This is a genomic window from Segniliparus rotundus DSM 44985 (assembly GCF_000092825.1).
Classification (GTDB): Bacteria; Actinomycetota; Actinomycetes; order Mycobacteriales; family Mycobacteriaceae; genus Segniliparus; species Segniliparus rotundus.
In genome coordinates this window covers 2,235,209-2,247,335 of record NC_014168.1, presented here as the reverse complement: position 1 = coordinate 2,247,335, position 12,127 = coordinate 2,235,209, and the positions used below count along the sequence as shown (strand labels likewise).

The 12,127-nt window shown below is 67.4% G+C and carries 11 protein-coding genes; 8 read left to right on the top strand and 3 right to left on the bottom strand.

The window, feature by feature from the left end; genetic code table 11:
• Nucleotides 1-63: 63 nt before the first annotated feature.
• The gene (locus SROT_RS11095; RefSeq protein ID WP_013139117.1) at nt 64-693 is read left to right on the top strand and encodes a dTMP kinase; all 630 of its coding nucleotides are present in this window, start codon (nt 64-66) and stop codon (nt 691-693) included.
• Here SROT_RS11095 and SROT_RS11090 read toward each other — a convergent pair.
• Both SROT_RS11090 and SROT_RS11085 read right to left on the bottom strand, forming a co-directional pair.
• Nucleotides 690-887, bottom strand: coding sequence for a tautomerase family protein (locus tag SROT_RS11090; RefSeq protein WP_013139116.1), 198 nt, complete (start codon nt 885-887; stop codon nt 690-692). The genes SROT_RS11095 and SROT_RS11090 overlap by 4 nt on opposite strands.
• A 173-nt stretch (nt 888-1,060) precedes the next feature.
• A complete protein-coding gene (locus tag SROT_RS11085; RefSeq protein WP_013139115.1) occupies nt 1,061-1,519 on the bottom strand; it encodes a MarR family winged helix-turn-helix transcriptional regulator in 459 nt (152 codons plus the stop codon).
• Nucleotides 1,520-1,763: 244 nt separating this feature from the next.
• Between SROT_RS11085 and mtrA the strand changes: the two genes are divergently transcribed.
• The 5 genes from mtrA (at nt 1,764) to hpf (ending at nt 7,666) form a co-directional block, all read left to right on the top strand.
• Nucleotides 1,764-2,450 carry an MtrAB system response regulator MtrA gene (gene mtrA / locus SROT_RS11080; protein ID WP_013139114.1) on the top strand — a complete coding sequence of 229 codons (687 nt, stop codon included), beginning with the start codon at nt 1,764-1,766 and terminating at the stop codon, nt 2,448-2,450.
• Nucleotides 2,451-2,500: 50 nt separating this feature from the next.
• Nucleotides 2,501-4,168, top strand: a complete 1,668-nt coding sequence (gene mtrB / locus SROT_RS11075) for an MtrAB system histidine kinase MtrB (protein WP_013139113.1) — start codon at nt 2,501-2,503, stop codon at nt 4,166-4,168.
• Nucleotides 4,168-5,970 carry an MtrAB system accessory lipoprotein LpqB gene (gene lpqB / locus SROT_RS11070; RefSeq protein WP_013139112.1) on the top strand — a complete coding sequence of 601 codons (1,803 nt, stop codon included), beginning with the start codon at nt 4,168-4,170 and terminating at the stop codon, nt 5,968-5,970. The genes mtrB and lpqB overlap by 1 nt, the downstream gene beginning before the upstream one ends.
• Before the next feature lie 92 nt (nt 5,971-6,062).
• A complete protein-coding gene (locus tag SROT_RS11065) occupies nt 6,063-6,737 on the top strand; it encodes a ComF family protein (RefSeq protein WP_041407951.1) in 675 nt (224 codons plus the stop codon).
• 179 nt (nt 6,738-6,916) lie between these two features.
• Nucleotides 6,917-7,666, top strand: coding sequence for a ribosome hibernation-promoting factor, HPF/YfiA family (gene hpf / locus SROT_RS11060; RefSeq protein ID WP_013139110.1), 750 nt, complete (start codon nt 6,917-6,919; stop codon nt 7,664-7,666).
• A 24-nt stretch (nt 7,667-7,690) separates the two neighbouring features.
• On the opposite strand, the gene SROT_RS11055 is transcribed toward hpf, so the two are convergent.
• Nucleotides 7,691-8,566, bottom strand: coding sequence for an LLM class F420-dependent oxidoreductase (locus SROT_RS11055; protein WP_013139109.1), 876 nt, complete (start codon nt 8,564-8,566; stop codon nt 7,691-7,693).
• A 185-nt stretch (nt 8,567-8,751) separates the two neighbouring features.
• Here SROT_RS11055 and secA point away from each other — a divergent pair, with 185 nt between their 5' ends.
• Both secA and SROT_RS11045 read left to right on the top strand, forming a co-directional pair.
• The gene (secA, locus tag SROT_RS11050; protein ID WP_041407949.1) at nt 8,752-11,499 is read left to right on the top strand and encodes a preprotein translocase subunit SecA; all 2,748 of its coding nucleotides are present in this window, start codon (nt 8,752-8,754) and stop codon (nt 11,497-11,499) included.
• Between the two features lie 68 nt (nt 11,500-11,567).
• Entirely contained in the window at nt 11,568-12,065 is a 498-nt protein-coding gene (locus SROT_RS11045) for a DUF6912 family protein (RefSeq protein ID WP_041407948.1), read from the top strand.
• Nucleotides 12,066-12,127 lie beyond the last annotated feature (62 nt).

The following is a 12,127-nucleotide window of genomic DNA, read 5'->3' as shown; positions in this document are numbered from 1 at the left end:
CCGCGCACCGTGATGTCACTGTCATTCCGGTCCGCCGGGGGGATGCTATAGGCTCTGCCCACCATGCTTATCACTGTCGAAGGCCTCGACGGCGCCGGGAAGCGCACCATCACAGATGCTCTGTCCGCTGTGTGGCGCGCGCAAGGGCGCTCCGTCGCCCAGATGGCTTTTCCCCGTTACGGCCAGTCGGCCCATGCCGATCTTGCGGCCGAGTCGCTGCGGGGGGCCTTCGGCGGCAGGATCGCGGCGGACCCGCTCGCCATGGGGTTGCTCTTCGCGTTGGACCGGCACGAGGCGAAAGGCGAGCTTGCCGCGTTGCTCGGCTCGCATGACATCGTGCTCTGCGACCGTTATGCGGCGAGCAACGCGGCGTACGGCGCGGCGCGGCTCGGCGAGGACGCGGCTGGCCCCTTCGCCTCCTGGGTGTTCGAGTTCGAGTTCGGCCGCCTCGGCCTGCCGGAACCGGACTGCCAGCTGCTGCTCGCCACCCCTGCGGGGCTTGCCGCCGAGCGGGCGCGCTCGCGCGCTGCCGCAGATCCAGGGCGGGCGCGCGACGCTTACGAGCGGGACGGTGAACTCCAAGAACGAGTTGGCGCGGTCTATGGCGGCCTCGCCGCAACAGGCTGGGCCGGGCCGTGGCGCGTTGTCGCGCCGGAGGCCGACCCCGCCGCCCTCGCCGCGGAGCTGGTTTAGTTCGCCGCGTCGCGCTCGGCGAGGGTGGTGTTCGCGTTGGCCCAATGCGTCGGGGCCACCTCGCGCAGGATCACCGAAACCGCCTCCGGCGGCGAGCCGAGCACCCGCTGGACGGTCGCGGTGAGCTCGGCGATGAGCTCGCGCAGCTGCTCAGGGCTGCGGCCTGCTTTCAAACTGACGTCAACAAGGGGCATGGTCGGTCCTTTCGGATCGTGGACGAGTCGGCGAGCGCCGACACCAGTATGTCAAACGCCCAGGACTCCCGGGTTCTTCCCGGCGGGCCGATCTGATCGAGAGCGTCGCTGCGCGAGGCGCTGCGTCCGGGGCGCGCCCAGCCCCTCGGCGCGCTGGGCGGGGGACAGGGCCATCAGGCTTGACGGCCGGCGGCGTCGCGCTCGATGAGTTTGTCCAAACGTCTGCGGTACTCGTTGATCTGATCGCGCAGCGAGATGATTTCATCGATCGTGTAGCCGAGTCCGCCGAACACGCTTTCTATCATGGTGAGCGCTTTCGGCTGCAGCGCAAGGCTTGCCGCGCTCGCCCGGAGCACAGTCACCCGGCCGTCGTGCTCGCTCTGTCGGCGCTCGACCAAGCCGGAATGTTCGAGCCGTTGCGTCAACGGCGACACGGTGCCGTAGTCGAGCCGCATTTTCTGGCCGAGCTCTTTCACGGTCAGCTCTTCGTGTTCCCACAATGCCAACAGGACGAGGTACTGGGGGTAGGTGAGGCCCATGTCCTCCAGGTGCGGCCGATACGAGGCGGTCATGGACCTGGTCGTCGAATACATGGCGAAGCAGAGCTGCGCCCCGAGCTGCAGGGCTTCCATATGCTTCGGTCTGACTGGAACTTCAGACACAAGCGCGCACGCCTCGTTTCATCACAAAACTATAACATCAACGCCCCCGTGCTGTCGGTCGCTCCCGCATCGCCCACGCGCCGTCCGATGTCGGGCAGAAAATCGGATTTTGTGAAAAAGAGGGTCTTTTTTGGCCGAAAAGGCATCGCCTGGGGGCGCGGGGTCGCTGTGTCACGGCGCGCCGCCTGGACCGTTATCAGGTCGAGATGCGACCATGAACGCCATGCGACAGCGGATTCTTGTGGTTGACGACGATGTGGCCTTGGCGGAAATGCTGACCATCGTCCTGCGCGGTGAGGGATTCGACCCGGTCGTCGTCTCCGACGGGACGAAAGTCCTGCCCGCTGTGCGGGAGTTGCGCCCCGACCTCGTGCTGCTCGACGTGATGCTCCCCGGGCTCAACGGCATCGACGTGTGCCGGCAGGTGCGCGCCGAGTCGGGCGTGCCGATCGTCATGCTCACCGCCCGCACCGACACCATCGACGTGGTCGTCGGCCTGGAGTCTGGCGCGGACGACTACGTGATGAAGCCGTTCAAGCCGAAAGAGCTTGTGGCGAGGGTCCGGGCCCGGCTGCGGCGCAACGAGGTCGCCGCGCCGGAAGTGCTCACGATCGACGACGTCGAGATCGATGTGCTCGCCCACCGGGTCAGCCGGGGCGATCAGATCATCTCCCTCACCCCTCTCGAATTCGACCTCCTCGTCGCGCTCGCGCGCAAGCCCCGCCAGGTGTTCACCCGCGAAGTCCTGCTGGAGCAGGTCTGGGGCTACCGCCATCCGGCGGACACCCGATTGGTCAACGTCCATGTGCAGCGTCTGCGCGCCAAAGTGGAGAAAGACCCGGACGCCCCTCGGGTCGTGCTCACCGTGCGCGGCGTGGGCTACAAGGCCGGCCCGCCGTGATCTGCGGCCGTTTGTGATTCACTAGATATCGTGACAGGAGAGAGCGGCGCGTGATCGGGGGAACTCGTCGTTTGCAGCACGGCCCGGCCACGTTCTTGACGTGGCTGGAGCGCGCTTCGCGTTTCGTCGGCAAACGCTGGCGGCGCTCGCTGCAATTGCGGGTCTTGGTCTCCGCGATGGCATTGTCGTTGGCCCTCATGTTGGTGCTCGGATTCTTCCTTTCCAGCCAGATCGCCGACCGGCTGCTCTCGCAGAAGATCGCCGCGGCCTCCGACGAGCTCGCGCGGGCGCGCACCACGGTGGAGAGCGAACTGGTCGGCATGGGGGAGGCCGAGGGGTTGGAAAGCAAGATGCGGGCCATTCGGCTCCGGCTCTCCGACCCAGGCTCGGCGGCGGGCCTCGCCGGGGTTTTCGACTCCGTCATCATCGTCCCCGAGAGCGGCAAGCAGGGCAAGGTCGTTCTGGGCCCGGGACAGACCGTGAGCGAGGCGTTGCAGGACTTCGTGCGCTCTGGCCAGGTCAGCTACATCTACGCCAAAGAGCCCGCGCCCGGCGGAGGGACCAGGCCGGTCCTTGTCATGGGCACGCCGATGGCCGTCGGGGCGGCAGGCGTGCAGTTGTATTTGATCTTCCCGCTGTCCAACGAGGAGTCCACGCTCAATCTGGTGCAGCGCAACTTGGTCATGGGCGGTTTGGTGCTCTCCCTGCTGATGGCGGCGGTGTCCATGTTTGTTGCCAGACAGGTCGTGCTGCCCGTGCGGCAAACCGCGCGTATCGCGGTCCGGTTCGCCAACGGCAGGCTGGACGAGCGCGTCCCCGTCCGAGGGGAAGACGACTTGGCCCGGCTCGCGATGTCGTTCAACGAAATGGCGGAGAGCCTGTCCCGGCAGATCGTCCAGCTGGAGGAGTACGGCCAGTTGCAGCGTCAGTTCACCTCCGATGTGAGCCATGAACTGCGCACACCGCTCACCACGGTGCGTCTCGCGGCGGACCTCATCCACGGCTCCCGCGACGAGCTCTCGCCGGAGCTGGCGCGCTCGTCGGAGCTTTTAGAGGCCGAACTGGACCGGTTCGAGTCCCTGCTCACGTCCCTTCTGGAGATCTCCCGGCACGACGCGGGCGTCGCGGATCTCTCCGCCGAGCAGGTCGACCTGCGCCGTTGCGTCCGCGCGGCAGTGGACATCGTGGAACCGATGGCCAAGAGCACGGGGACGGCGATCCAGCTCGACCTGCCCGACGAGCCGTTGATCGCGGAGGTGGACCAACGCCGGGTCGAACGGGTGCTGCGGAATTTGTTGGCGAACGCCGTTGACCACGGCGATGCGCGGCCGGTGCAGGTGAAAATGCGCGCCGACACGGACGCGGTGGCCGTCACCGTCCGAGATTGGGGCGTCGGTTTGAAACCGGGCGAGGAGAAACTTGTCTTCAACCGCTTTTGGCGAGCCGATCCCTCTCGGGTGCGCCGGATGGGCGGCACTGGCCTCGGCCTTGCGATCAGCTACGAGGACGCGCGTTTGCACCAAGGCCGTCTGGAGGCCTGGGGCGAGCCAGGCCGGGGCGCGTGTTTCCGGCTGACGTTGCCGCTGGTGCGCGGGCACAAGGTGGTCGGCAGCCCGCTGCCGCTCAAACCGGCCAGCCCGCAGCGCATCCCGTCCGCACACGAGCTTCGCGAGGTGTTGGCGGACTCTTCGGCGACCCGAGGGAAAGGGGCCGAGTGATGCGGCTTGGGCGTCTGCTGCCCCGCGCGGCTTCGTTGGCTTTGTGCGCGGCGCTGGTCGCATCGTGCGCGACGATCCCCACGGGCAGCCCGCCCCATGCGCTCGGGCCGGTGCAGCGGGCGATGGGGGCGCAAGACACCATGGCTGTCCCCGAGCCTGCTCCGGGCATGGCCCCGGAGACGTTGATCCGAGATTTCTTGAAAGCTTCGGTCGATCCCGCCGACCGGCATGGCAAGGCCCGGAAATTTCTCACTGAAGAGGCGTCGCGCGGCTGGGACGACGGGTCCGGGGGCGCAGTGATCGACACCATCGACGTGCTCGTCCCCGAGGAGCAGAACGAGCACCAGTCCGATCGGATGCGTTTTCAGATCCGCGCTCTCGCGGTCGGCCACATCGAGCCAGACGGCGTGGTGGGCCGGGACGACACCGCGGTGGACCGGCAAATCGAAGTCACGAGAGTGCGCGGGGAATGGCGCATCAGCTCGCTCGACAAGGGGGTGCTCGTCGACGCGAAGCAGTTCCAATACCGTTACCAGCGCCGCAACCTGTACTTTTTGAACCCGTCCGGCGCGCAGCTGGTGCCGGACCCGAGGTGGGTCTGCGGGGATCAGACGGCAATGGCGGAGCAGCTGGTGCGCTCGCTCATCAAGGGGCCGAGACCAGTTCTGGCGAACGCGGTGCGCACGCAGATCCCGCAGCGGGCGGCGTTGCGCTCGCCCGTCGCCCGCGTGAGCGCCCTGCCGGGCAATCCGAACGCCCGAGGCCTGAGCGTCGACTTCACCGGGCTCGGCGAACTCAGCCAAAAAGACAAGCAGCTGCTCGCGGCGCAAGTGGTCTGGACGCTGGCCGCGGCCGGCGTCACCGGGCCCTATGCGCTTTCCGCCGATGGTTCCCCGCTCGAAGAGCGCCTAGCCTCTGGCTGGACGGTGAACGACGTCGCGGCGTGGGACCCGAACGCGGAGTCTGCGGGAAACTCGATGTACGCGGTCTCCGGGGGCACGCTGGCCCGAGTCACCGACCGGGGGGTGCAGCGAGTGGCCGGGGCGCTCGGGGTGGTGAACTCCATCCTCGCCGCCGCGGTGAACCAACAGGAGACGTTCGCCGCGGCCGTGGTCAAAGGCCCAGACGGCTCGGCGCAGCTGATGGTGGGGCCGCCGGATAAAACGGTGAACCTCGGGGCCGCCGCCGAGCACACCATGACCAGGCCCACCTGGACCCCGGACGGCTCGAAGGTGTGGACGGTGCTTGACGGCAGCACGGTGGCCTCGGTCAGCGTCGACCCGAACGGCCAGCTGAGCCGTTCGGAAGTGGACGTTTCAGAACTTGGCCGCGCGCCGCAGGACGGTCCGATCACGGAGCTTCGGCTCTCGCCTGACGGGGTCAGGGCCGCGCTGGTCGTGAGCGGCAGGCTCATCACGATGAACGTGCGGCAGAACGAGAACGGGGTTTACACGTTGACCGACGCGCAATCCCTGCTGACCTCCACCCCGGACCATCCCGTGCAGGTGACCAGTGTGGATTGGGGCGTTGGCGATGTGCTGTACGTGGCGCAGGCCCCCGCCGTCCCCACCGCCTTGCAGTCCCCCGTGCTCGAAGTCCCCATCGGCAGCCCGTTCTCGGTCACGGTGCCGAGCCGCAACCTCACGCCGCCGATCTCCTCCATCACCGCCTCTGCGACGACGATGTACGTCACGGACTCTCGGGCGGTGCTGCAGCTGCGCAAAAACAGCGGGGCCGAGGATTTCTGGAAAGAGATCCCGATGCTCCACGGAACCTTGTCGACCATCGTCCTGCCGAAATAGCGTTTTCCGGGGCTGCGTCGGAAGAGCCGGTCGGGCAGGCGGGCCCGTTTTGGCCCGGAACATTGTCAGTGCGCGCTGGCATGCTTGCGGGCATGGACGTGGTCGAGGGTTTGGGGTCGCTCGGGCGGTCGTTCGTGGACTTGTTGGCTCCGAGGGAGTGCGGCGGCTGCCGGACGCGGGGCGTGCTCTGGTGCGCGGACTGCGCGCGGCGGACCAGGGGCGAGCCGTGCCGTCTGCGTCCCGTGTTCGACCCTGGCGTGCCGGTGTATTCGGGCGGCAGGTACGGCGGGCCGCGCCGCGGCGCGGTGCTCGCCGCCAAGGCGGGCGGCCGTCGTGATATGGCGGCCCCGTTGGGGGAGCAGCTCGCCCGCCTGCTCGCCCAGCTGCGCGGCCGGGGCGCGCTCGCGCCCCGGCGGGGATTGCGCCTTGTGCCCGCGCCGACACGTTGGCGCTCGTCGCGGGCGAGGGGCGGGGACCCTGTGTTGCGGTTCGCCGCTGTTGCTTCGCGGGCGCTGCCGAACACCGATGTGGAGGACCTGCTCCGCTATCGGCTCGGCGTGCGCGACTCGGTGGGCCTCGGCGCTGGGCAGCGCCGCGCGAACGTCCGAGGCAGGGTGCGCGTGCGGGCGGTCCCGGCGCCGGCTGCGGGCCGGTTGACGGTGCTGGTGGACGATGTGCTCACTTCTGGGGCCACCGCGTGCGAAGCGATTCGCGCCTTGGCCGGGGCGGGTGTTCCGGTGGCCGCCGTCGTGGTGATCGCCGGGTGACGAGAAGATGACGTCTCTTTGGTCACCGGATGACGTTCAGGGGTGGCAAGATCGCAAAATTGCGACTACCGTCACAAGGAGCGGACATGGTGACAGGTCCGAGTCCGGACTGTCGGTTCGCTGCCCGAAAAGGCCGCGCGGTCGTGGCGGCCTCGGCCTGAGAACAAGGAGGTTCGAGAATGACCCAGCAATTGGCAGTCAGGCGCGGCGAGGCGGAGTTCGCCGAAGAGCCCGAATCGCATCCGAACCAAGAAGCCCGTCCGAACATTGTGGTGACCGGTCGCCGGGTCGTCGTCCCAGAGCACTTCCGCGAACACGTCGCCGAGAAAATGGCGCGTTTGGAGAAATTCGACGCGCATTGCCACAGGGTGGAAGTGGAGCTCGCCCACGAGTCGAACCCTCGGCAGTCCAAGCAATGCCAACGGGTCCAAGTGACCGTGCTCGGCAAGGGGCCGGTGGTCCGCGCCGAAGCGCGGGCGGAAACCTTCTACGCCGCTTTGGACCTCGCGGCGGACAAGATCATAGAGCGGCTGCGGCGCAGCAAGGACCGCCGCCAGGTGCACCACGGGCAACACCGGCCGACTTCCGTCGCCGAGGCCACGGCGAACGGCTGGGAGCCGGAAATGGCGCCTGCGGCGGCCAATGGCGGCCCCGGCTCGGCGCAAGCCTCGCCCGCCTTGGGGGCCTCGTCGGGCTTCTCCCCGGCGCGAGGGGACGCGCAGGCGGACAAGGCGCCCTCTGGCCCAGGCCAGATCGTGCGGGTCAAGTCGCATCCGACCTCTCCGATGGGAGTGGAGGACGCGCTCAACCGTATGGAGCTCGTCGGCCACGACTTCTATCTTTTCCACGACAAGGAGACCGGTCTGCCGTCCGTCGTCTACCGCAGGCGGGGGTACGACTACGGACTGATCCGCCTCGAGCAGCAGTAGTCGGCCGCCCTGGCGCGGCGCGGGCTAAGCATTCGCGTCACGCCAGCGTATGGCCTCCCGCAACGTGGTGAAATCGTAATCGGGGCCAGAGGCGCCGACGGTGAAGAGCGTGACGCCTGCGCTGAGGAGCGCATCTGCCACGCGTGGTGCTCGGGCCGGGTCCACAGCCGTGATGATCGTGCTCCCCGAGCCGGGCCAGTTCATGGAGCGCTCGATCTGGGAGACGTCCCGGCCGACCTGGGCCCCGTGCTCCGCCAAGACCGCGTTTTTGCGGAGGAACTCCGGCAGGGGGAGGAAGCTGTGCCAGATGTCCGCGTGTTTGGCCACTTCGCGCAGCGTCTTGCGCTCGCCGCTGCCGCCGATGAGGATCGGCAGGCCCCCGCCGAGCGGCGGGGGGTTGAGTTTTCCCAGTCGGGCTTTGACCCGCTCAAGGCCATCCGCGAAGCGGTCGAGCCGGGAGCCCGCTGTGCCGAACTCGTAGCCGTACTCGGCGTAGTCCTTTTCGGCCCAGCCCGCGCCGACGCCGAGGATCACCCTGCCGCCGCTGGTATGGTCGACGGTCCGCGCCATGTCGGCGAGCAAGTCGGGATTCCGGTAGCCGAGGCAGGTGACCAGCACCCCGAGCTGCACGCGGGAAGTCTGCTCCGCCCAAGCGGCCAAAAGGGTCCAGCCGTCGCCGAAGTGCGTTCCGTCCTGCCACCGCGGAGCGGTTTGATCGCCGCCATCCGGCTCGCCGCCGTGCGACGGGAACTCGCCGCCGTGCAACGGGAAGAAATGGTCCCAGTTGAAAACAATGTCCGCGCCGATGTCTTCGGCGCGGGACACCGCGTCGCGGATTGCCGAGTAATCGCGGGCGTGCTGCTGTTGAAGCTGCACGCCGATGCGGATTTGCCGGTTCATGGCCTGTCCTCCGCTCATGGTCCTCGCCCCGCCCCGCTGGGGCTGCGCCACGAGCATAACGCGCCGCACGCGCTTCGTCCCCTAGTATGGATGCGTTCGCCGGATCGAGTTCCGGCTGGAAGAAGACCGCAGGGCAGGGGACAAGGAACTTGCCCGCGACGAGAGAAATGAGTGTTTCGGTGTCGTTGCTCGACAGACTGCTGCGAATCGGAGAGGGCCGCGCGCTCAAGCGCCTCGGCAACGTTGTCAGCCAGGTCAATTCGCTTTCTGACGATTTCGAGAAGCTGACCGACGCCGAGCTCCAGGCCAAGACGGACGAGTTCAAAAAGCGGCACAAGAACGGCGAGAGCCTTGACGACCTCGTGCCCGAGGCGTTCGCGACCGCGCGGGAGGCCTCGATGCGCGTGCTGTCGCAGAGGCATTACGACGTGCAGGTCATGGGCGGGGCCGCGCTGCACTACGGCAATATCGCCGAGATGAAGACGGGCGAGGGGAAGACCCTGACCTCGGTTCTGCCCGTGTACCTCAACGCGCTTTCCGGCGACGGCGTCCATGTCGTCACGACGAACGACTACCTCGCCAAGCGCGACGCCGAGTGGATGGGCCGCGTGCACCGCTTCCTCGGGTTGAGCGTCGGGGCCATTTTGGCCGGTGGCGGCTCCGCCCGCAGGCGGGAGGCCTACCAGGCGGACATCACGTACGGGACGAACAACGAGTTCGGCTTCGACTACTTGCGCGACAACATGGCGCACAATGTGAACGACTTGGTGCAGCGAGGACATGCGTTCGCCATCGTCGACGAGGTCGACTCCATCCTCATCGACGAGGCGCGCACCCCGCTCATCATCTCGGGGCCCGCCGATTCCTCGTCCAAGTGGTACATCGAATTCGCCCGGATCGTCGAGCGCATGAAGAAAGACGTGCATTACGAGGTCGATCTGCGCAAGCGCACCGTCGGGGTGTCCGAGGCCGGCGTGAGTTTCGTGGAGGACCAGCTCGGCATCGGGAATCTTTACGAGGCCGCGAACTCAGCGCTGGTCAGCTATCTCAACAACGCGGTCAAGGCGAAGGAGCTCTTCGTCCGGGACAAGGACTACCTCGTCCAGAGCGGGGAAGTGCTGATCGTCGACGAGCACACCGGCCGGCTCCTGGTGGGCAGGCGGTACAACGAAGGCTTGCACCAGGCGATCGAGGCCAAGGAGAATGTCGAGGTCAAGGCTGAGAACCAGACTTTCGCGACGATCACCCTGCAAAACTATTTCCGCCTTTACGACAAGCTCGCGGGCATGACCGGCACGGCCCGGACCGAGGCGAGCGAATTCCAGCAGATCTACAAGCTGGGCGTGGTCTCCATCCCCACGAACCGGAGCATGATCCGCACGGACCAGGCCGATCTCATCTACCGCACCCAGGACGCGAAGTTCGACGCGGTGGTGGCCGACGTCGCCGAACGGCACAAGAAGGGCCAGCCGGTGCTCATCGGCACCACGAGCGTGGAACGCTCGGAGCATCTTTCGAGGCTGCTCAAGAAGAGCAATGTGCCGCACACGGTGCTCAACGCCAAGTACCACGAGCAGGAGGCCGCCATCATTGCCCGCGCGGGCAGGCTCGGGGCGGTCACGGTGGCCACGAACATGGCGGGACGAGGCACGGACATCGTGCTCGGCGGCAACGTCGACGTGATCGCCGACGAGCATTTGCGCGAGCAGGGCCTTGACCCGGTGAACACGCCGGAGGAGTACGAGGCCCGGTGGGAGCCGACGCTCACCGAGGTCAAGAAGAAAGCCGAGGAGGAGGCCGAAAAGGTCCGTGACGCGGGCGGGCTCTACGTCCTCGGCACGGAGCGCCACGAGTCCCGGCGCATCGACAACCAGCTCCGGGGCCGCGCGGGCCGTCAGGGCGACCCAGGCGAGTCGCGCTTCTACCTCTCCCTCGGCGACGAGCTGATGCGCAGGTTCAACCAGGGCATTTTGGAGTTCGCGCTGCGCAGCGGCGGGCAGCCGGACGACGTGCCGCTCGAGCACAAACTCGTGACACGGGCGATCAAGACCGCGCAGACCGACATCGAGCAGATGAACTTCGAGAGCCGCAAAAACGTCCTCAAATACGACGACGTGATGAACGAGCAGCGCAAGGTGATCTACGCAGAACGTCGGCGGATACTTGAAGGCGAAGACCTCGGCGAACAGGTCCAGCACATGATCACCGACACGGTCACCGCCTACGTGAACGGCGCGACCGCGGAGGGCTACGCGGAGGACTGGGACCTCGGCGCGTTGTGGGCGGCGTTGCGCACGCTCTACCCGGTCGGGATCTCCCAGGAGGAAGCCGTCCCGACCGACAAGAAGGGCCATCGCAAGGATGTGAGCGCCGAGGAGCTGCTGGAGAAGGTCCTCGACGACGCCCGAGCGCACTACAAGAAGCGCACGGAAGAGATCGACGCTGTCGTCGGCGAAGGCGGGATGGCCCAGCTGGAGCGGATGATTATGCTGCAAGTGCTCGACCGCAAATGGCGCGAGCACCTCTACGAGATGGACTACCTGAAGGAAGGCATCGGCCTGCGCGCGATGGCGCAGCGCGACCCGCTGGTCGAATATCAGCGCGAAGGCTTCGACATGTTCACCGGCATGCTCGACGGCCTGAAGGAAGAGGTGGTGGGTTTCCTCTTCAACGTGAACGTCACCGTTGAGCCGCAGCCCGAGGCGGCCCAGCGGCCCCAGGGCGGGGAAGAGGACTCCGCAGCGCCGCACGGGCAACCGAAGCCCCAGATCGGCGGCTCCCCTGAGCCTGATTCCGAGCCGGAGGAGGCGCTCACCTACACGGCTCCCGGCGAGGACGGCGCTGCTGTGGTCAGTCGCAGCCCTTCGCCTGGCGAACTGCCGCAGGGCACCCGGCGCCAGCGCCGGGCGGCGGCACGGAAGCAGGGGCGGTGAGCGCCCCTGAGGGCGCAGAAGGTATGTCTGAGCCCGCGAAGCGCGAAAGGGATTCCTCGCACCAGGAGCTGCGCCGTGTGTTCGTGCCTGCGACGTTGGGCTTGCTCGCGCAATGGCTTGAGTCTGGCGAGGTCCGTCCCCGCTCCGGCACTGCCTTCGCGGTGACTCCCGCGTTGCGCGAGGCGTATGCGAGCGGCGACGACGAGGAACTCGCCGAGGTGGCGTTGGACGAGGCCGCGCTCGCCTCGTTGCGCCTCTTGTCCGAGGAGGACGACGCGCCCCCGCTTCGGGTGGTGTTGGTGCTCGAGGTCGCTTCGGCGACCTTGCGCCCCGACCTCGACGACGCGGTGGTGCGTGTAGAAGGCCCGGTCAAGCTCGACGCGGTCGACTGCCTCTACGTGGACTTGCTCTCGGCGAAAGACGTGGTGGCCAGGGCTGTTCAGGCGGTTGACGCGGCCGATCTGGGCGACTGCGACGCCGAGCACATCGTGGCCGACGCGCAAGACGAGCCGCTCGCGTGGTACGCGTCGACGGAACTCTCACTGGTGTTGCATTTAGGGGACTGAGCGCCTCGTCCAGCGCGGCGGCGCCCTCCGCCGGGGTTGGACGCATCGTGCTTCGTCGGGTC